Origin of the sequence: Lonsdalea quercina, from assembly GCF_900107885.1 — a bacterium.
GTDB classification, from domain to species: Bacteria; Pseudomonadota; Gammaproteobacteria; order Enterobacterales; family Enterobacteriaceae; genus Lonsdalea; species Lonsdalea quercina.
Genome location: NZ_FNQS01000013.1, coordinates 70,467 through 91,250, shown reverse-complemented (window position 1 = coordinate 91,250; position 20,784 = coordinate 70,467). Strand labels below are relative to the sequence as shown.

The window sequence follows — 20,784 nt, the reverse complement described above, 5'->3', positions numbered from 1 at the left end:
CATAATCAGCCTGCGTTAGCATGGATAATCTCGTCGATGAGCTGATTGACCGGCGCCATGTCCAGTTCCAGCGCATTGCTTTGGTAGGCGGGTTCGCTACGCGGTATGTCAGATAAAACCTTGCCGTCCGCTTTGGCGGTATCGACATTGACCAGCATTGACAGACCGATGCGCAGGGGATGATCCGCCAATTCTTGCGGATCGAGCTCAATGCGAACGGGAAGGCGCTGGACGACTTTAATCCAGTTGCCGGTGGCATTCTGAGCGGGTAGGAGGGAAAAAGCGCTGCCGGTTCCCATATCAAGACCGACGACCTTGCCTTTATACACCACATCGTCTCCGTACAGATCGCTGACGATGGTGGCAGGCTGACCGATACGCATATTGGCCAGCTGCGTTTCCTTGAAATTGGCGTCTACCCACAGGCCTTTCGCGGGCACGACCACCATCAGAGCCGATGTCGAAGCAATACGGGCGCCGACTTGCACGCTGCGGCGCGACACATAACCGTCTACCGGGCTTACGATGTGCGTACGCTGCAAGGCCAGCCAGGCGTCACGTAAGTCGGCGGCACTCTGCTGTATCGCCGGCTGCTTTTCCAGAGGCGTGTTGAGAATGAGCGCCTGATTGGCGGCGAATTGCTGTTTAGCGGCGTCGAGCGACGCCTGAGCGCTGGCAACGGCATCGCGTGCGTGCTGCACGTCTTCGCGTCCGATGGCATTGACTTTGCCCAGAGCTTCTCGGCGGTTCAGATCGCTAACCGCCTGGTTTAGCGCCGTCTGCTGGAGTGCGATATTCGCCTGATACTGACGACCATTGATAATTAACTGATGAACCTGACGCACGCTATTCGCCAGCGCGGTTTGCGCGCGCTCGTAAGCCTGTTGGGCATCGGTCGGGTCGAGTTCGACCAGTACATCGCCTTTCCTGACGAAGTCCGTGCTGTCGACATTGACGCTGGTCACACTGCCGGCGACCTGCGACATAATCTGGATCTGATTACCCGCAACGTAAGCATCATCGGTCTCCTGATGATGACGTAAAACCAGGAACCAATAGGCGAGCCACAGGCAGCCTAGGAATAAAAAGAAAATAGTTAATAGCGTTAAGATGCGTTTCCTACGGGTTTTGTTTTTTTTGGCAGGTTGCGGTGCAGATGTTTCCACAGTGGAGCTCATGGTTTCCCCTAATGTACTTCTCATTATTGAATGGGTAATTGCCATACGGCGATGTAAGGATGGTGTCGCTAACGCTCTGGCTGCGATAAACAGACAGCTCGTGCCGGAGCCACACTGAGAACAACCCGTCATTCCTGGCACATAGGGGTGTGCAAGTCACAACAATGTCCGCCTGGTGTCGGTAAACGTCAGTGTGGTGCGGCATGGAGCTGACTGATGATGGTGAAACGCTATGACGTCATGTCTTTCTCAATTTCGTCAAGGCGGCCTAATAGCTTACGCATCAGTGTTTCCAACTCGAGCTGTTCTTCGTCATCCAAGACAGAGCATAGCCGATGCAGGCTGTAATGTTGCGGAGGAAGTAGCTCATTCAAAAAAGCCTTCCCTTTTTCTGTCATAAACAAATGCAGACACCGCCGGTCGCTTTCACTCTCTCTGCGCTCAATCCAGCCGCGTTTTTCGAGTTCATCCGCAATACGCGTGGCGTTGGTGCGTGATGAACCGAGCGCGGCGCTGAGCTCAGAAGGCTGAATGCTGTAAGACTCTTGAGATTCAAGCGTCAGCAATGCCATGAACAGCGTCTCATTGATGTTCTGCTCCTTCAGCATTCGGTTACGGTGTTCAAGTATTTTTGTCTGTAAATGTAGAAACAGACGGAGCATCGTCACTTCCTTATAAGGGAAGTCTGGATGACGAGTTGCGCGCATGCGCAGCATACTTTCAATTGGTGCAAACGAACTTTCCATTTATGTCAACCTCATTAATCACTTTCTGTATAGTAACGCAGGTTATTACTTAGGTAAATGACGGAAAGTACTAAAAGAGGAAAAAAACTGAGGCATGAAAGCACATAACTTAATATTTTGTTGATTTTTATGTGTTTTATTTTATTTCTCCCTGTTTTGTTTTGATAAAAAAAACAAAATTTCCGGAAGAAGAGATTTGAGGAAATCCTCTTTCGGGTCAAATGATTCGAAAGAGGGGGCTTGGAATTAGGAAACGTCGTTTCTATTGCACCACCAAACGACCAGGGCCGAGAGGCTGATTAGAAAACCCGCAATGGAAACGCCCAGCCAGCCAAAGTACTGAAACATCATGGCGGAGACCATCGAGCCTAGCGCCCCGCCGATGAAATAGGCGGTCATATATCCCGAAGTGATACGGTTGCGGGCTTCAGGCATATCGCGATAAATAATACTCTGATTCGTGACATGAACGCCCTGAACCGTGAGATCCAGCGCCAGAATCCCCAGCAGCAGCAGCAGGATCGAATGCATGCCAGCCGCGATAGGCAGCCACGACAGCGCTAGTACGATAAGGCCGGCGGTCGTGACCGTTTTAGCATGGCCGCGGTCCGCCAGGCGTCCAGCACGCGTGGCCGCCAGCGCGCCTGCCGCGCCGGCTAACCCAAACAGGCCGATAACCCCCTCGGAGTAACGATAGGGCGGTGAGGAGAGCAGAAACGCCATGGAGGTCCACAGGATGCTGAAGTTCGCGAACGTCAGCCCACCCAAAATGGAACGTATACGCAGCGGCTTGTACGTCATCATCAGATGGAAAATCGATGCCAGAAGCTGCGGATAGTTTAGCTGATTGTCTTGTTTGTAACGCGGCAGCGCCCGCCACAGCAGCAGGGACAGGACGATCATCAGAACGCTCGCGACCCAGAAAACCAGCCGCCATCCGCCCAGCGACGCCAGCGCGCCCGCCAGCGTTCGCGCCAGCAATATTCCCAGCAGCAGACCGCTCATGACGGTGCCTAGCACTTTACCGCGGGTTTCCGGCGAGGCCAGCGTCGCGGCCAGCGGCACCAGTACCTGTGCGGCGACGGAGAACATCCCGGTCAATGCGGTGCCGAATATCATCATCCACAGCGACGATGACGACGCGGTGATCAGCATGCCGGCGGCGGACAGCAGGCTCATGACCACAATCAGTCCTCGGCGCTCCAGCATATCTCCCAGTGGGACCAGCAAGAGCAGGCCCACGGCATAGCTGAGCTGGGCTGTGGTGACGATAAAGCCCGCCTGATTGGGAGAGAGCATGAACGCATTGGCGATGGCGTCCAGCAGGGGTTGTGCGTAGTAATTGCTGGCGACCATCAGGCCGGTTGCGGCCGACATTAAAAGGGTGAGCGCCGGGCTTAACGTTTGGGGGCGTGGTATGGCGGTATTCATGGCAGGGTTAACTATCTGTTAAGGCTACAGATAAATAGTATCGGACAGATCCCTCATTGATACCACCTTTTGAGTCAATTCAATGCGTCATAATTCCAGACTGAATTATCGTCGTCACTGTGACGTCAAGGGAAAGCAAGATAAGAGGGGCCAGTCAAAAGGATGGGGCGTCGTCGCGAAAAAGCGGGTAGGCGTATGGCGGAGGAAAGAGCGCCTGATGGCCAGGCGCTCCAAATAACGATTTACTTAGCCGCGTCGCGCGCGCTGTTGACCCATGCGTCAAACTGCTGCTGGTGGGCCTTAATCCAGCCGTCAACGTGACGTTCGATCGCGTCTTCAGACGACTCGCCTGCATGCATGCGCTGGTTCTGCGCATTCACATCGGCAACCGGCAGCCACATGCTGGAGAACAGTTTGGCTGCCGCCGGGTTTTTCTCTGCCCATGCCTTGTTGGCGGCGATACGAACGTTGTTCACCGGGAAACCATAGTCGGCGCCGTTAGGCAGCTTGGTGCTGACGCCTTTCATATCCCCAGGCTGGGAAGAGAAAGGAACCTGCAGCCAGACGACATCGCGTCCTGGCACCAGGACGTTGCTGACCCAGTATGGCGTCCAGGTGTAGTACAGGATCGGCTTGCCTTCGTGGAAACGAGTAATGGTATCGGCGATCATCGCCGCGTAGTTACCCTGATTATGCTCCACCGTCGGGGTCAGGCCGTAGGCTTTCATATGGTTGTTGATGGCCGCTTCGCAGCCCCAACCCGGGTTACAACCGGTCAGATCGGCTTTGCCGTCATCGTTGGTATCAAACAACTTGGCGATTTTAGGATCTTTCAACTGGGCGATGTTGGTGATCTTGTATTGTTCCGCTGTTTTCTTATCGATCAGGTAACCCTGTGCCGCACCCGAGATGTAGATGCCTTGACGAAAGAATTTAGCGTCGCCGCCTGCGGATTTATACTGGTCGTTCTGCAGCGGATCCCAGTTGACCGCCATGAAGGTCGCGTCGCCGGCTGCGATAGAGGTATAAGCGACGTTGTAGTCCACTTCACGTGTCGGTTGTACGGTGTAGCCCAGTTTTTCCAACGCTTTGTTCACCAGCTCCGTCTGGAACGTTTCTTCCGTCAGCGTACTCTGAATCGGCTGTACGGTAATGCCTTTGCCCGGAAGTTCGGCAGCCGCGAGAGAGGTACTAAGTACGGCGGTCAGGGCAAACGAAATTATGCCTGTTTTACGCATAACAATTCCTCTTGTTGATATCGGGGACACGTTGCTTCCCCTGTCATTATGATGATTTATCTTGATGTGACCGGCCGGAGCCGGTCACGAGAGTCAGGACTTGATGAAAGGACGGGCCAGTAGACCGATAGGACCGCTGTTGAACCAGCGCTGATTGTTACGGCTGCGTTTGTCGCGGCCCAGAGACTGAGTCAGTCGGTCAAGAATGATGGCCAGAATGACGATCCCGACCCCACCGATCGCAGCCTGTCCCATATCGAGCCGGCCGATGCCGCGCAGCACCATTTGTCCCAGACCACCGACGGCGATCATAGAGGCGATGACCACCATCGACAGAGCCAGCATCAGCGTTTGGTTGACCCCGGCCATAATGGTCGGCATCGCCAGCGGCAGCTGAACTTTGAACAGCAGCTGACGCGGGCTGGCACCGAAGGACTCTGCGGCTTCCAGCAGGTCGTCAGGGACCTGACGTATGCCCAGTATGGTCAGACGGACCATTGGCGGCAGCGCAAAGATAATGGTCACCACTACGCCCGGCACGTTGCCGATCCCGAACAGCATAACGATCGGCACCAGGTAGACGAACGCAGGCGTCGTTTGCATAGCATCCAGCAGGGGGCGGATAATCTTTGCAGCCCGCTCGCTGCGCGCCAGCCAAATTCCCATGGGGAGGCCGATGAGGACACAGAAGAACAAGGCGGTCAGCACCAGAGACAGCGTGACCATCGCCTGAGACCATGCGCCGATAGCGCCGATCACGATTAAGGAGATAAACGCCGCCATCCCCATGCCGAAGCTGGAGACCTGCCAGGCCAGCAGGGAGAACACGATGATGGCCACCGGTGCCGGCATTCCCATCAGCAGTTGCTGAAAGGCATTCAGGATAATATCGACCGGCACGCGCACGCCTTGGAATACTGGGCGGAAGTGCATGACTAGCCAGTCGATGCCGCGGGTCACCCAGCTATCCAGCGGGATTAGCGTATGTTTGAACGGATCGAGCAGGCTAAAATGCTCGGGTTCCGGCGCTGGCGCGCTGCTCAGCCAGTCGGTGCTCCCGGCGGGAACATCGGTGCCGCCGGCGGGTGGAGCGGCGTTGCCCCAGGCATCAGCTCCGCCGCCATCGGTCGGGGCGGGAGCTGCGCTCCAGGGATCGGCCTGCGGCGCGGCGGTCGGTTGCTGGGCGGCTTGTTCAGCGGTCGTGGTTGACTCCCACGGGTTAGTCGCATCAGTCATTCAGAGAGCCCTCTTTATCCAGTGCCTGCAGCAGCATCCCTTTGGAGATGATGCCCATGTACTCGTTGTTTTCGCCGACGACAGGTATAGCGCAGGGAGCCTGCGCCACGAGGGAAATCAGCTCGTTGAGCGGCATGTCGGCGGGAACCGGAGATGGTTCGGACAGTAACGCTTGGTCTAGCGGCAGTTGCGCCTTGTGGGCCGCTTTCAGTGATTCAATCGATACGATACCGATGAATTTCTGGCCTCGTTCCAGCACATAGCCGAACTCTCGGTCCTCTTCCTGCAAAATAGCCAGCGCGGAACGCGGGCCCACGCCGGCTGTTTTGCGGATGATGGCGACCGGACGGCGGCGCGCGATATCTTTGGCGCTGAACACCTGACTGATGTCGACGCCGCGGAAGAAGGTGCGCACATAGTCGTTGGCCGGGTTGTTCAGAATCTCATCCGGCGTTCCGACCTGAATGACTTCGCCGCTGCGCATGATAGCGATACGGTCGCCGATACGCATGGCCTCGTCGAGGTCATGGGAAATGAACACAATGGTACGCTGTTGACGAGATTGCAGCTTGACCAGCTCATCTTGCATTTCAGTACGAATAAGGGGGTCGAGCGCCGAAAACGCTTCATCCATCAGAAGGATGTCTGGGTCGTTCGCCAGTGCGCGAGCCAGGCCCACGCGCTGACGCATCCCGCCGGACAGCTCGTCAGGGTAGGATGCCGCGTAGGCTTCCAGCCCAACCTGTTGCAGGGCGTCGCGCGCTTTCTGCTCTCGTTCCGCTCTGGGGATGCCCGCCAGATCCATACCGAATGCGGTGTTGTCCAGGATGTTCAGATGGGGCATCAGCGCGAATGACTGAAACACCATACTGATTTTTTTGCGGCGAACTTCGCGCAGGGCGCTATCTGAGATTCGGGCGATATCCTCGCCGTCGATCAGCACCTGACCGCGCGTGGGTTCTATCAGACGATTGAGAAGGCGTACTAGCGTGGATTTTCCCGAGCCGGATAATCCCATGATGACAAATATCTCGCCTTCTTCAATGGCCAGATTGGCGTTTTCCACACCGACCGTAAGTCCGGTCTTTTCAAACACCTGATCTTTATTTAAGCCCTTGTCCATCAGCTTGAATGCACGGTCAGGATGTTCGCCGAATATTTTGTAGAGATTTTTTACTTCAAGTTTAATTGCCATGAAATTGGTTAGTTCCTATAGTGACGATATTGCTTTGATGTTATGCGCTATAGATCTGCCCTGTTAACTATAAAACAGCCGTACACCCTACCATAATAATCATTTGAGACAACCCCTAAAGCCGGATTGAGTAATTTCTCTCCCTTCTTATTTTCGGTTTTTTTACGTGTTTCTATACCTCAAATTTACAGGGCTAAATATCTAAATTCGAAAACCATTAATAATATTAAACAAATATAAAATGCATTAAAATCATTGTCTTGTGTTGTTTTTGGTCGTTTCTGTGTTGATTAATCGAAATATGTTTTCACTTCCCTGATTTTGTGGTTTTGCAATATTTAGATCGGCATGAATAAATAGGGTATTGGCAAGCAGCTTTCGGTGAAAAAAAAGGCCGGTCGCTGAAGGTGTTAGCCTAGTTTTGCTAAAATAACAACAGCGTATGGGTGGTTTTTCGCACGGGACGTTACCGGAACTCAGCGAACAGTAAATGTCGTTATCTTTCCGCGATGGATAATATCCCTTCGATACAACGGATATATTCCGCGTCCTTTACCGAATACAAGGCATTATTTTGCTCAGCGCCACACCTCCACACGTGAGGTCATCATCAAAAAGCGGACCTCATGAGCAGCGGATTCAGCGTTTTGCGAGAGGCGCGATGTTACCTCCGGTCTTCCAATCCGTGTTGACGCCCACTGTCGACTCGCGGCTTGTCCGTTGTGATGGGATTGAGCGGCGACGCCTCTTTGGAAAGAACGAACAAATAGGTGATTTTCGGCGTGCGGGAATGCGTTCTGCGTTGTGAATGCCCCCTCTGCCGCCAGTAACCGCATTTCGCCCAATATCCCCACTCCGTCGTGCTATGGCGGAGATATATCCCCCATCTTTGTCATCCTCCTCGCTGTTTTGTGCGACCTGACCTGTTGCGTGTCTGCAATATCGATACCCAGGCCGATATATCAAAACGAAAAAAAGTACTGAATTGAATATAAAGGAATTATGCACTCGAAGTGCGAAAAATAAATTAAATGCACTCAATTAAATTTACCTGAAAATAAAAATAAATTATGGATAACACTAAAAGTTTCAAATTTTATTGAATGCAAATTTAAAAACTTAAATAGAAATTACTTGGTGGGTATTTATTAATAAATAAAGTGATGTATGCATATTTTCATAATGCTACTCTCGGTCTTGCTTTTAATTTAAGCGAGGAAATATAAGTATTATGTATGGAAGTAACTCATTGGATATTAGAGGAAAAGGATATGACCATGTTGAAACTAACATCGCTTATGGCTATGAGCCTGAGTATTATTATTTCAAACGGCGTTGAGCCAGCGAAAGCCGAGAGTGCTCCAGCACCAGCTTCAATACAGCAATCCAATGATTATCCTTCATGGTGGAAGGAAGCTATTTTCTATCAGATATATCCACGTTCCTTTAAGGACACGAATGGAGATGGTATTGGGGATATCCCAGGTATTATTGAGAAACTGGACTATCTAAAAGGATTGGGTATCAATGCTATTTGGATGACGCCACATTATGATTCGCCGAATACCGATAGCGGTTATGACATTCGTGATTATAGAAAAATCATGAGTGAATATGGAACGATGGACGATTTTAACCGTTTGATGGCTGAAATGAAAAAACGCGACATGCGTTTGATGATTGACGTGGTGATTAACCACACCAGCGATCAAAATGAGTGGTTCAAGGAAAGTCGGTCGTCAAAAAGTAATCCTTATCGAGACTTTTATTTCTGGCAGGAAGGCAAGAATGGGGGGCCGCCAAACAACTATCACTCGTTCTTTGGCGGTTCAGCCTGGGAAAAAGATGCCAAGACCGGTCAATATTATCTCCATTACTTCAGCAAACATCAGCCGGACCTGAACTGGGACAACCCGAAAGTCCGGCACGATCTCTATGATATCGTCCGTTTCTGGCTCGACAAAGGGGTCTCCGGTCTACGCTTCGACACGGTCGGCACCTACTCCAAGTTCCCCGGTTTTCCCGATCTGACGCCTGAGGAACTCACCAACTATGCAGTAACCTACACGCAGGGGCCGAACCTGCATAAGTACATCCATGAGATCTACACTCAGGTCTTGTCTCAGTACCCCAACATCGTGACGGCGGGTGAAGTCTTCGGCGTACCGTTCAAACAGGTTCCTCTGTACGTCGATCAGCGTCGGGAAGAGCTGGATATGGTCTTCACATTCGATCTGATCCTGCTGTATCGCCACATGACTGAAAAATGGCACTACCGCGACTGGACGCTGAGCGAGTTCAAACAGGTGGTGCAGAAGATGAATGATGTCGTGGGAGATTATGGCTGGAACGCGTTCTTCCTAGGAAATCATGATAATCCACGCGCGGTTTCGGCTTTCGGCGACGATCGCGAGGAGTGGCGAAGCCTGTCCGCTCGGGCGTTGGCGACGCTTCAGATGACGCAGCGTGCGACGCCCTTCATCTATCAAGGGGAAGAGCTGGGCATGACCAACTATCCCTTCAAATCTATCTCGGAGTTTGATGACCTCGAAACCAAGGGCTCCTGGCAAGACGTGGTGGAGACCGGCAAGGTCAAGGCCACCTGGTTCTTGGAAAACGCTAAAAAAACGACCCGAGATAATGCTCGCACGCCGTTCCAATGGGATGCGCAGAAAAATGGCGGCTTCACCACGGGTACGCCGTGGATCAACGTGAATCCAAACTACAAAGTGATCAACGCCGCGAATGAGGTCGCACATGATGATTCCATTTACCACTACTACCGACAGCTGATCGCGCTGCGCCATCGAACGCCTGCGCTCACTTACGGTAAATACACCGATCTGGCGCCGAAGAGTGAGGACATCTATGCCTACACCCGGACCACCCAAGACGCTAAATATCTGGTCGTGATCAACTTCAAAGAAAAGGTGGTCAATTACTCGTTGCCGCAGGCGCTCACGATTGATAAAGCGCTCATCGAAAGCGGCGCGAAAGCCGCCCCGGCGCATAATGCGTCTTCGCTTACTCTCCAGCCCTGGCAGTCTGGCATCTACCAGTTGAACTGATTTGTTGATACAGGAGTACTGAACGCGTCTTCGCCACGGGCACAGCCTTTCGCTCACGTCGAGCCGGGCTGTGCCGCGTGGCGAAACGTATGGACGCATTGACGCAGTTGTCCCTCATGAAGCCGTTTATTCAGGCAGTTCCACCCGCCGTGTTTCTTTATATTCATTTCTTTCTGACGTCGCTCAGGTCATTAACTTATTGGAAGTGAGGAATAAGTTTTTTTGTTTAAATATGGTGGTGTGAATTATCGGTAAATAAGTGTAACGAAATGAATGGCTTTTCAACGCGTTATTCGCTTTGAGGCGCTGATGGCGAATAAATAAGATTAACGGAATGCGCTTTTTGTCGGTGATATTACAATGTTATTTGAAAAATAAAACATCTCGTTATCGATATGAATTTGTGAAAATCGAGGATGAAATAATTTTGGGCGTTATCCAATGGTGGTGATGAAGTTGCCGTGATGAGGTCAGGTTCTCTCAGTGTCGACGCTTTCAAAACGGGAGTGGTGGTTCTATTTGTTGATTTTTATTGGTTTTTGTCCCCCTCCGCCAAATGTGAATTCTCAATAATCACGCGAAGAGACGTTTTATTATCCAATCATAATAAGCTCAATGATTTTTAATGGTGAATATAAAAAAGAGGCTATTACTCTTCCAGTAATGTTTTTTTAGGTATTCTTTGTGTTTTTACTAATTCATGGGTATAGGGTTTTAAGGTATTAATTCAATATTAAAGTGATGTGTGCTTATTTTCATGGTGCTATTCTCGACCTCGCTGTATTTACATGCCTTCGCCATAACATCAGAAATAAAAACTGTATTTTTCTTATTGTTTCAAACAAGGAAAAAAAGGATATGAATAAACTGAGATTGGCATCGCTGATTGCGATAAGTCTAGGTATTGCCCTGTGCGGGAATGTCCCTCAGGTTCAGGCGGAGCCTGGGGAAGCCGCTTCTCCTCATGGCGCCGTTATTCAGCGTTCTGACGACTACCCGACCTGGTGGAAGCAGGCCGTCTTCTATGAGGTTTATCTCCGCTCCTTCAAGGATGGTAACGGAGATGGTATTGGTGATTTGAACGGCTTAATTGAGAAGCTGGATTATTTACATAATCTGGGCATCGACGCCATCTGGATCACGCCGCACTACGATTCCCCAAATCAGGACAGCGGATACGATGTGCGTGATTATAAAAAGGTCATGAAAGACTTCGGCACAATGGAAGATTTCAATCGGCTCGTCTCTGAAATGAAAAAACGCAATATGCGTCTGATGATCGACATCGTGTTTAACCACACGAGTGATCAACACCCGTGGTTTCTGAAAAGCAAAGAGTCTACCGATAACCCTTACCGCAGCTACTACTTTTGGCGTGATGGCAAAAACGGCGGCGAGCCTAACAACTATCCGTCCATCTTCAGCGGTCCGGCGTGGGAGAAAGATGCCAAGACCGATCAATACTATCTTCACTACTTCAGCGTACATCAGCCGGATCTCGATTGGGGAAACCCGAAAGTCAGAGCCGCGCTCTACGACATCATGGAGTTCTGGCTGTCTAAAGGGGTATCCGGCCTGCGATTCGACTCCATCAATACCATCTCCAAGCAGCCGGGATTCCCGGATCTGAATCAGCAGCAATTGGGACACGCCGCGGCCACTTATGGCACCGGTCCAGACGTGCACCGCTATATCAACGATATGAATCAGCACGTGATGTCACATCACAAGGATATGGCGTTTGCCGCTGAAGCCTTCGGTGTGCCGCAAGAGTCGCTGAAAGATTATGTCGACCAGCGTCGTCATGAAATGGACATGGCCTTTACCTTCGAGTCGGTGCTGTTCTACCGCTATCCGGGCGAAAAGTGGCATTACAAAGGCTGGGTGCTGCCGCAGTTGAAAGAGGTGGTGCAACACGCGAACGAATCCGGCGGCGAATATGGCTGGCTTGCGTTCTTCCTCGGCAATCACGATAACCCGCGCGTGGTCTCCACCCTCGGCGACGACCGCCCGGAATGGCGTGAACGCTCCGCGAAAGCGCTGGGCACGCTGCTGCTGACGCAGCACGCCACGCCGTTCATCTACCAGGGCGACGAACTGGGGATGGTCAATGCGCCGTTCAAGTCCATCGACGACTACAACGATATTCAAACCAAAGCGTTCTATAAAAACCTGGTGCTCAGCGGCAAAGTGAAGGAGGACGACTTCCTGAACAACATTCGCATCACCTCGCGCGAGCAGAGCAGAACGCCGCTGCAGTGGAACGCTGAAAAAAATGCGGGCTTCACCACCGGTACGCCTTGGTACACGGTCAACCCGACCTACAAAGAGATCAATGCGGCGAGCGAAGTGTCCAATCCGAATTCCGTCTACAACTACTATCGTGAACTGATCGCCCTGCGTCACCGCATCCCGGCGCTGGTTTACGGTAAATATGCCGATCTGGACGCGCAAAACCCCGACGTTTTCGCCTATACCCGCAGCTTGAAGGGCGAACGCTACCTGATGGTGATCAACTTCAAGGAAAAAGCGATCGACTACACGCTGCCGGATCATCTGGCGATAGGCGAAACGCTGCTGGAAAGCGGTGAAAAGGCAAAACCTGAAGCTAATGCGACGGTGCTTAATCTGCAACCGTGGCAGGCGGGGATCTACAAACTGAAATAACGCGCTACACGGGCATGGCCTTCATGCCCTGTATGACGTCGCCCTTACATCCCGGCTCAGGCCGGGATGTTTTTGTAGAGCGGGCGCGGTATTTCGGGTTACCCGGCAGCAAAACGTCTATTCCACACCGGACATAGACAGGCGGCGAAGCCGATAGCCTGGGCTGCGTTCATGGCGGGCCAGAAAGCGATAACCGCCCGCGCCCAGCGCCGCGCCGATAAACCAGTTGAAATTGGCGATCGCATGCCACGACGGCATAAAGCCGATAAAGAGACAAATGCCGACGGCGGGGAGCAGCGCCAGAACGGCGTTGGGATTAAAACCGCGGCGATACCAGTAACGCCCCTGTGGCGTCGCGTTAAACAGATCGTCGACGCACACGCGTCCGCCTTTGATCAGATAAAAGTCGGTCAGCAGGATCCCGAAGAGCGGGCCAATGAAAGCGGCCAGCACGTCCAGCGTGTAGTGGATCAGTTCGGGCGACTGGAAGAGGTTCCAAGGGGTTAGCAGGATCGACCCCACGGCGGCGATCATTCCGCCCGCGCGAAAACTGATCCGCTGTGGCGAACAGTTGGAGAAGTCGAAGGCCGGCGACACAAAGTTCGCCACGATATTGATGCCGATGGTCGCGATGATCATGGTCAGCAGGCCCAGCGCGACGGCAACGCCGCTGCCGATGTGACTCACGGTTTCGATCGGATCGGTGATCATCTTGCCGAACAGCGACTGCGTACCGGAAACGATCACCACCGTTACGATGGAGAACAGCAGGAAGTTGACCGGCAGCCCCCAGAAATTGCCGCGGCGCACGTCGCGCATCGTCTTGCCGTACCGGGAAAAGTCGCCGAAGTTCAGCAACGGCCCGGAGAAATAGGACACCACCAGCGCGATGGCGGTGATCATCTGCCACAACTGCTCGCCCGCGCTCAGGGAGTGACTGGACAGCGTGAAGGAGATGCCCTCCCAGCCGGTCTGGTAAACAATCCAACCGGCCAGCCCCAGCATCACTATATAGACCGCCGGACCGGCGAAATCGATAAAACGTTTGATGGCCGCCATGCCGTGCCAGAACACCATAGCCTGTAGCAGCCAGAGTATGCCGAAGCATATCCAGCCCAGCGCGGACAGGCCCAGCCAGTGAGGCTCGGTCAGCGGGATCAGTGAGGGGTAGAACTTCAGCAGCGCCAGCATCAGCGCGTTGGCGGCCAGATAGGTTTGTATGCCGTACCAGGCGAAGGCGATCAATCCGCGGATCACCGCCGGGATATTGGCGCCGAAAACCCCGAAGGCCTGACGACAAATCACGGCATAGGGAACGCCGCTCATCTGGCTGGGTCTGGCGATCAGATTGGCGCACAGTTGAACGATGCCAATACCGGCCAGCAGACAGACCAGCACCTGCCAGCTGGCCAGCCCCAGCGTAAAGAAACTGGCCGCGACGACGTAGCCGCCCATACTGTGCACGTCGGACATCCAGAAAGAAAAAATGTTATACCAGGACCAGTTCTGCGACCGCACCGGCGCGAGGTCCTCATTGCATAACCTGGGGCTGTAGTCTGTCCGCATGGCGCGGTTCGATGAGGTATTTTCTGGCATGGAATCTGCTCCTTTGGATAACCGAACGTCTTCTTCATACGATGGTGTATACAAAGGGTGTTTTGCAGGATTCGGGCCATAATCTATTTTTTGTATACAAAGCTTGAGGTTTGAAGTGTACGATTTAGCCATGAAATGGTGATGGAATAACGTGATGAACTATACCTATGGTCTTGAAGACGAAACGCTTTCTCAGCAAAAGGACGAAGTGATTTATCACGCTTTGCTGAATGCGATTGTGGAACACCAGCTGCTGCCGGGCACCAAATTGCCGGAAGAGGCGCTGGCGGAGGTCTTTGGCGTGAGCCGAACCGGCATCCGCAAAGTGCTGCAGCGTCTTGCCGCAGTGCAAATGATCAACCTGGCGCCCAAGCGTGGTGCACAGGTCGCCACCCCCTCGGTGGATGAAGCGCGGCAGATCTTTCATACCCGCAGTCTGTTGGAGTGCGCCAACCTCCCTCAGGTGGTGGCGCATTGCCGGGCAAGCCACTGTCAGGCGCTGGAAAAAGTGGTGCAGGCGGAAGACAACGCCCATCAGGATCAGAATGGCGCAGAGGCGATTCGCCTGTCCGCCGCGTTTCACATTCAACTGCAGGCCATCTCCGGTAATGCCGTATTGACCGGCATGGTGTCTCAGCTCACGCTGCGTTCTTCGCTGGTGATTGCCGCCTATGGCGCACCGTGGCCACAGGGGTGTCGTTATCACGATCATCAGCGGTTGGTCGCCCTGCTGAGAGACAAAAAGACGGCGGCGCTCACGTCGGAAATGCAGCGGCATTTCGACGACATCACCGCCCATCTGCGATTTGATCGCGACGACAGCGTCGCGCCGGATTTCTCCCGCCTGTTCGGTCATCTCAACAGGGAAGTGAAGGCATGAGCGGCTGTGTGATTCAGGTCATCAACCCGAACACCAGTCGGGAAATGACGGAGACCATCGGCTCCGCCGCCCGGCGAGCGGCCCACGCGGGCACCGAAATACGCGCCGTGTGCGCCTCTCACGGCGCGCCGTCGATAGAAGGGCACGTCGATGAGGCCATCGCCGCCCTCGGCGTGCTGGAGCAAATCCGGCAGGGCAAGGCGCAGGGCGTGCACGGTCACGTTATCGCCTGCTTCGGCGATCCGGGTCTGCTGGCCGCGCGGGAGCTGGCGGCCGCGCCGGTCGTCGGCATCGCCGAAGCCGCGATGCATATGGCGACGCTGGTGGCGACGCGTTTTTCTATCGTCACCACGTTGCCGCGCACGCTGGTCATCGCGCGGCACCTATTGCATCAGTATGGCTTTGAGCGCCACTGCGCCGCGCTGCACGCCATCGACCTACCGGTGCTGGCGCTGGAAGACGGGCAGGGAGTGGCGCAACAGAAAGTGCGCGAACAGTGTATACAAGCAAAACAACAGGATGGATCCGGCGCTATCGTGCTGGGCTGCGGCGGCATGGCGGATCTGGCCGGCGAGCTGACGCGGGAGCTGGAGATCCCGGTGATCGACGGCGTCAGCGCTGCGGTCAAACTGGTTGAATCCTTGGTCGGGATGGGGTTGACCACCAGCAAGCACGGCGACCTCGACTATCCGCTGCCCAAACCGCTGACCGGTCCGTTCAGCCAACTGCGCTGACATCGGTTTTATCTCCTCAGCCACAGAAAAGAGAACACAGCATGAAGACAGTGACGCAGGCGTTGCGGGAAGGGCGGGACTACCCGCGCGATCTGATGGGTTATGCGGGCCAGCCGCCGCACGCCCGTTGGCCGGGAGGCGCGCGCATCGCGGTGCAGTTTGTCCTCAACTATGAGGAAGGCGCGGAAAATAACGTGCTGCACGGCGACGCGGGCTCCGAGCAGTTTCTGTCCGACATCATCGGCGCGGCCAGTTACCCGGACCGCCATATGTCGATGGACTCGTTGTATGAGTACGGGGCTCGCGCGGGTTTCTGGCGCATTCACGCGGAGTTTCAGCGTCGCGGTCTGCCGCTGACGGTGTTCGGCGTGGCGATGGCGTTGGCGCGCAATCCCGCCGTCGTGGCGGCGATCCAGGCGGCGGACTACGACGTGGTCTGCCACGGCTGGCGCTGGATCCACTACCAGGACACGCCTGTGGCGGTTGAACGCCAGCATATGGCCCAGGCCGTGGAGACGATGACGGAGCTGTTCGGCCGCCCGCCGCTGGGCTGGTACACCGGCCGCGATAGCCCAAACACGCGTCGGCTGGTGGTGGAACACGGCGGCTTCCAGTATGACAGCGACTATTATGGCGACGATCTGCCGTTCTGGATGCCTGTGGCGGGGAATGACGGCGCGGCGCGGCCCCACCTCATCATTCCTTATACGCTGGAGGCCAACGACATGCGTTTCGCCTCGCCGCAGGGGTTCAACTGCGGGGAGCAGTTCCTGACTTACCTGAAGGACAGCTTCGATGTGCTGTATGCCGAAGGGGAAACCGCGCCGAAGATGATGTCTGTCGGCATGCACTGTCGGCTGCTGGGGCGGCCGGGTCGCTTCCGCGCGCTACAGTGTTTCCTCGACTACATTCAGCAGCATGATCGGGTGTGGATTTGCCGTCGGCAGGATATCGCCGACCACTGGCGTCAGCACCATCCTTATCGCGGTTGATACCGCCCTCGCCATGAAGTCAAAAAGGCCGCGCAGATCATCGCGGCCTGTCGTCATCACGCGGCTGCCCGGCGCGTTTACGTCATCAGGCTGACGTGGGCGGCCACAATGCGCCACCCCTGCTCGGTGCGGATCCAGGTTTGCATCTGGCGACCCACCTTCTCTGAATGCGCCCGACGAAACTCGGTGCTGGCGACGGCCATATCCCGGCCGTAGCTGGTGATCACCGTATTGTGCAACTGACGGTCGAGTCCGGCTGAGGAACGGGCGGCGCGAAACGCCCGGATTTGCTCAATCCCGTAGAGGTTCTCGGAAGCGCCATAGCGCACGGTGCGCGCATCGTGCCAGAACAGGGCGTCGAGTTCATCGACGTCGTTGCCGGTCAGCGCTTTTTCGTAGCGGGAGAAGGCGGCGGTGACCTCTTCCAGCACGTCGGGCAGGTTGATGTCGTTGAGCTGCAACATGTCGGTTTCCTTGCGTTTCAGGGCTGTAAGGGGATGACGGAATGCGTGATGCCTTGCTGCTCCAGACGACGGGCCGCGCGCAGCGCAATGTCCTCGCGCCACGGCGCGGCAATCAGCTGAACGCCGATGGGCAGCCCGCAGTCGGTGAGCAGCGGCACGGTGACCACCGGCAAACCGACGAACGAAATCGGCTGAGTCAGCATGCCCATGCTGGCGCGAATGGGCAGATCCGCCCCGTTAATGCTCATGGTTTCCTGACCGATCGGCGTCGCCGAGCAGGGCGTCGCCGGGGCGATCAACAAATCGGTGTGTTCGAACAGCGACAGGACTTTCCGCCGGAAGTGGTCGCGAAAGCGCTGTGCCTGAACGTACCACGTCGCCGGGATCATCGCGCCGGCCAGCAGACGTTCGCGTGAATGCGGTTCGATCTGTTCCGGCACGCTTCGCAGCGCGGGCAGGTACTGATTCCCGCCTTCGCTGGCGGAGATCAGGAACGCGGCCGTACGAGCCAGCGCGGCATCGTCGAACACCACGTTATCATCGGCCCCCAGCGCCCGGGCGACCCGCAGCACGGCGGTTTTCGCGTGTTCGTCGCACCAGTCGGCGAAATAGCCCGCCAGAATTCTGGCGCGTATTGGCTGCGCGTCATCGTCCAGCGTGGCCGAGCAGTCCAGCGACGCATGCGGCGTTTGAAAACGATCGTGGGCGTCGACGCCTTGCAGCAGATCGAATACCTGCGCCAGATCCTCCGTGTTACGCGCCATCGGGCCGATGTGATCGAGGCTGGCGACGAAGGGCTGCGTGCCGCGGCGGGACAGACGGCCAAAGGTCGGCTTAAGGCCGAAAATGCCGCATAGCGACGAAGGGACGCGAATGGAGCCGTTGGTGTCGCTGCCGAGCGCGAAAGTCACCAGCCCGGCCGCGACCGCCGCCGCCGAACCGCCAGAGGAGCCGCCCGCGATGCGCGTCAGGTCATGCGGGTTGCGGGTCGCGCCATAGTGGGTATTCTCCGTCGTGAAGCCATAGGCGTAGGCGTCCATGTTTAACAGCCCCGACAGCAGCGCGCCCTGAGCGCTCAGCCGACAGACGGCGTAGGCATCCTGCGTGGCGGGGGGACGCTGGCTGAACAGTTTGGCTCCCGCCAGCGTGGTTTCTCCCGCCACGTCGAACAGGTTTTTGACCGCATACGGCACGCCGGTCAGCACGGGCAGCGCGCAGCCGTCGCGGCGTTGTCGGTCGAGTTGCGCGGCCTCTGCCAGCATGCGCGTCTCGGTGACGCGGGTGTAAGCATTGAGCTGAGGATTGCGCTCGGCAATGTGCGCGAGCGTCTGTCGGGCGATATCCTGCGCGGACAACTCGCCGCGCTCTTGCAGCGCATGAAGCTCATCAATGGAATAGCTGCCGGGGTGGCGTGTCGCACTCATAACTGATAAACCCCCGCAATTTCTTCACGTTCGTCCAGCGGAAAGGCCATCAGCGGCAGCGCCATATCGGCGATGCGGCTGAACTGTCGCTGTAATTCCTGGCGGCGGGCCGGATCTAACTCCAGCGCCAGCAATGTTTCCATTTGCCGCAGATAGTCGGCCAGTGCGGCGTCATCAATTTTCATCTCACTCATGGTTCCCTCTGTGATCATCGTTGTTGTCGCGATCTTGCAGATTTAAAAGCCGAGGGCGCTGCCGTTGCTGCGTGGGTCGAACGCCCCTTCGAGCATACCGTTAGTATGGCGTACGATAGCCCCGGCGTGTCCGACGCTCTCGCTGAAATCGGGCAGCATCTCCACCTCATGGCCCAGCGTGCGCAGCGTATCGACGGTGGCGGCCGTGAAGCGGTCCTCCAGCTTGAGACTGTCGGAGGTTTGTCCCCAGGTGCGGCCCAGCAGCCAGCGGGGCGCGGCGATGGCCTGTTGAAGCGGCAGTCCCTGCACCACGTGGCGGATAAACAGCGCCGCCTGCGTTTGCGGCTGGCCGTCGCCGCCCATCGATCCATAGACCATCGTCCGTCCGTCGGACAGCCGTGCGGCGGCGGGATTCAGGGTGTGAAACGGCTGTTTGCCCGGTTCCAGCGCCAGCAGATGCTGCGGATCGAGGCTGAACGAGGCTCCCCGGTTCTGCCAGACGATGCCGGTCTTCGGCAGCACCACACCGCTGCCGAATTCGTGATAAATGCTCTGAATAAACGAAACCGACAGCCCGTCGCTGTCGCACACGCCCATCCACACGGTGTCGCCGGGGCCTTTGCCTTCCCCCCACGGCGCGGCGGCGTCAATATTCACGCGGGTGCTCAACGCCTCCAGCGCCTCGGCGCTGAGCAGGGCCGGGATATCTTGCGTGACGAGCCTGGGATCGGTGATGTAGGCATCGCGCAGTTCGAATGCCAGCTTGGTGGCTTCGACAACGCGGTGGATCGTTTGTGCCTCGTTGAGATCGGCCATGTCGAGCCGGTCGGCGATCCCGAGGATCGCTAACGACACCAGCCCTTGCGTCGGCGGCGCCAGGTTGAAGATCTCGCCCTGACTGTGGGCCAGCCTCAAGGGCGCGACGCGTTTGGCGCGATAGTTCGCCAGATCATTCCGGGTCACCGGCATACCCACCTGCGTCATGGCCGCCGCCAAGGTATCGGCCAGCGGGCCGCGATAAAAACTGTCGAGACCGTCTTGCGCCAGTTGCGTTAGCGTGCGGGCGAGATCGGGCTGAGTGAAGCGGCTGCCGGGGAGAGGGGGTGTACCGTCTGGCAAGAAGACGCGGCGAAATTCGGCATGGGCGCTGAGTGCCTCACCCTGTTGCGTCAGCGCGTCCGACTGCGAAGACGTGACGGGCATACCGTGTTCGGCGTAGCGGATCGCGTCGGCCAGCAGCCGCTTCAGCGGCAGCGATGTTCCGCGCAGTTCGGCGGCATAGCGCAGCGCTTCCTGCCATCCGCCGACGGTGCCTGCCACAGTGATGGCGGCTTTAGGGCCGCGATGCGGAATGCGGTCCAGACCGTCGTATATCGCGCGGTTGGCCAGCGAGCCTGCCGGTCCGCTCGCGTCGATGGCGATGGGATCGCCCTGCGGCGGCACGATAAGCCAGAAACCGTCTCCGCCCAGACTGTTCATGTGCGGATAGACGACGGCGATGGTGGATGCGGCGGCGACCATCGCTTCAATCGCATTCCCGCCCTCCCGCAACACCGCCTGAGCGGAGGCGCTGGCCAGGTGATGGGGCGTCACCACCATGCCGGCGGGCGCACTATTACTGTACATCATAAAAAAGATTCCCAACGCTAGGGGACAAGGCTCCGGCGCTCAACGCTGGCGAGCGATAAATCGGAGGTCATACGTCGCGCCGTGAGGGTGCCCATGGATAATCGACTCAAGA

The 20,784-nt window shown here is 55.9% G+C and carries 16 protein-coding genes; 5 read left to right on the top strand and 11 right to left on the bottom strand.

Annotation, left to right across the window (positions count from 1 at the left end):
* Window positions 1-5 precede the first annotated feature (5 nt).
* The 6 genes from emrA to proV form a co-directional block, all read right to left on the bottom strand.
* The gene (gene emrA, locus BLU64_RS15460) at window positions 6-1,178 is read right to left on the bottom strand and encodes a multidrug efflux MFS transporter periplasmic adaptor subunit EmrA (RefSeq protein WP_026743281.1); all 1,173 of its coding nucleotides are present in this window, start codon (window positions 1,176-1,178) and stop codon (window positions 6-8) included.
* A 230-nt stretch (window positions 1,179-1,408) separates the two neighbouring features.
* Complete coding sequence (mprA, locus tag BLU64_RS15455) at window positions 1,409-1,924, bottom strand: transcriptional repressor MprA (RefSeq protein WP_026743280.1); 516 nt, start codon at window positions 1,922-1,924, stop codon at window positions 1,409-1,411.
* Between the two features lie 246 nt (window positions 1,925-2,170).
* Window positions 2,171-3,355, bottom strand: coding sequence for an MFS transporter (locus BLU64_RS15450; RefSeq protein ID WP_026743279.1), 1,185 nt, complete (start codon window positions 3,353-3,355; stop codon window positions 2,171-2,173).
* A gap of 242 nt (window positions 3,356-3,597) precedes the next feature.
* Window positions 3,598-4,593 carry a glycine betaine/L-proline ABC transporter substrate-binding protein ProX gene (gene proX / locus BLU64_RS15445; protein WP_074729329.1) on the bottom strand — a complete coding sequence of 332 codons (996 nt, stop codon included), beginning with the start codon at window positions 4,591-4,593 and terminating at the stop codon, window positions 3,598-3,600.
* 93 nt (window positions 4,594-4,686) lie between these two features.
* The gene (gene proW / locus BLU64_RS15440) at window positions 4,687-5,829 is read right to left on the bottom strand and encodes a glycine betaine/L-proline ABC transporter permease ProW (protein ID WP_074729327.1); all 1,143 of its coding nucleotides are present in this window, start codon (window positions 5,827-5,829) and stop codon (window positions 4,687-4,689) included.
* Window positions 5,822-7,024 (bottom strand): glycine betaine/L-proline ABC transporter ATP-binding protein ProV, encoded by a 1,203-nt coding sequence (proV, locus tag BLU64_RS15435; RefSeq protein WP_026743276.1) that lies wholly within the window; start codon window positions 7,022-7,024, stop codon window positions 5,822-5,824. Before proV ends, proW begins: the two co-directional genes overlap by 8 nt.
* A gap of 1,271 nt (window positions 7,025-8,295) precedes the next feature.
* Between proV and BLU64_RS15430 the strand changes: the two genes are divergently transcribed.
* The gene (locus BLU64_RS15430) at window positions 8,296-10,092 is read left to right on the top strand and encodes a glycoside hydrolase family 13 protein (protein WP_074729325.1); all 1,797 of its coding nucleotides are present in this window, start codon (window positions 8,296-8,298) and stop codon (window positions 10,090-10,092) included.
* A gap of 858 nt (window positions 10,093-10,950) precedes the next feature.
* Entirely contained in the window at window positions 10,951-12,759 is a 1,809-nt protein-coding gene (locus BLU64_RS15425; RefSeq protein ID WP_074729323.1) for a glycoside hydrolase family 13 protein, read from the top strand.
* 117 nt (window positions 12,760-12,876) lie between these two features.
* Here BLU64_RS15425 and BLU64_RS15420 read toward each other — a convergent pair whose 3' ends face one another.
* The gene (locus BLU64_RS15420) at window positions 12,877-14,355 is read right to left on the bottom strand and encodes an NCS1 family nucleobase:cation symporter-1 (protein ID WP_074729321.1); all 1,479 of its coding nucleotides are present in this window, start codon (window positions 14,353-14,355) and stop codon (window positions 12,877-12,879) included.
* 154 nt (window positions 14,356-14,509) lie between these two features.
* Between BLU64_RS15420 and BLU64_RS15415 the strand changes: the two genes are divergently transcribed.
* The 3 genes from BLU64_RS15415 to puuE are packed head-to-tail and all read left to right on the top strand — an operon-like array spanning window position 14,510 to window position 16,961.
* On the top strand, window positions 14,510-15,235 hold the full coding sequence (locus tag BLU64_RS15415; protein WP_074729319.1) for a GntR family transcriptional regulator: 726 nt from the start codon (window positions 14,510-14,512) through the stop codon (window positions 15,233-15,235).
* A complete protein-coding gene (locus tag BLU64_RS15410) occupies window positions 15,232-15,969 on the top strand; it encodes an aspartate/glutamate racemase family protein (protein ID WP_074729317.1) in 738 nt (245 codons plus the stop codon). Before BLU64_RS15415 ends, BLU64_RS15410 begins: the two co-directional genes overlap by 4 nt.
* 41 nt (window positions 15,970-16,010) lie before the next feature.
* Window positions 16,011-16,961 carry an allantoinase PuuE gene (gene puuE, locus BLU64_RS15405; RefSeq protein WP_051625550.1) on the top strand — a complete coding sequence of 317 codons (951 nt, stop codon included), beginning with the start codon at window positions 16,011-16,013 and terminating at the stop codon, window positions 16,959-16,961.
* A 77-nt stretch (window positions 16,962-17,038) separates the two neighbouring features.
* On the opposite strand, the gene hpxZ is transcribed toward puuE, so the two are convergent.
* From hpxZ to BLU64_RS15385, 4 genes are read right to left on the bottom strand one after another with little or no spacing between them, the layout of a single operon-like run.
* A complete protein-coding gene (gene hpxZ, locus BLU64_RS15400) occupies window positions 17,039-17,425 on the bottom strand; it encodes an oxalurate catabolism protein HpxZ (RefSeq protein WP_036153194.1) in 387 nt (128 codons plus the stop codon).
* A 17-nt stretch (window positions 17,426-17,442) separates the two neighbouring features.
* The gene (locus BLU64_RS15395; RefSeq protein ID WP_074729315.1) at window positions 17,443-18,849 is read right to left on the bottom strand and encodes an AtzE family amidohydrolase; all 1,407 of its coding nucleotides are present in this window, start codon (window positions 18,847-18,849) and stop codon (window positions 17,443-17,445) included.
* Window positions 18,846-19,043 (bottom strand): oxalurate catabolism protein HpxX, encoded by a 198-nt coding sequence (gene hpxX, locus BLU64_RS15390; RefSeq protein WP_099049265.1) that lies wholly within the window; start codon window positions 19,041-19,043, stop codon window positions 18,846-18,848. The genes BLU64_RS15395 and hpxX overlap by 4 nt, the downstream gene beginning before the upstream one ends.
* Before the next feature lie 42 nt (window positions 19,044-19,085).
* Window positions 19,086-20,672, bottom strand: coding sequence for a gamma-glutamyltransferase family protein (locus BLU64_RS15385; protein WP_074729313.1), 1,587 nt, complete (start codon window positions 20,670-20,672; stop codon window positions 19,086-19,088).
* Window positions 20,673-20,784: the final 112 nt, after the last annotated feature.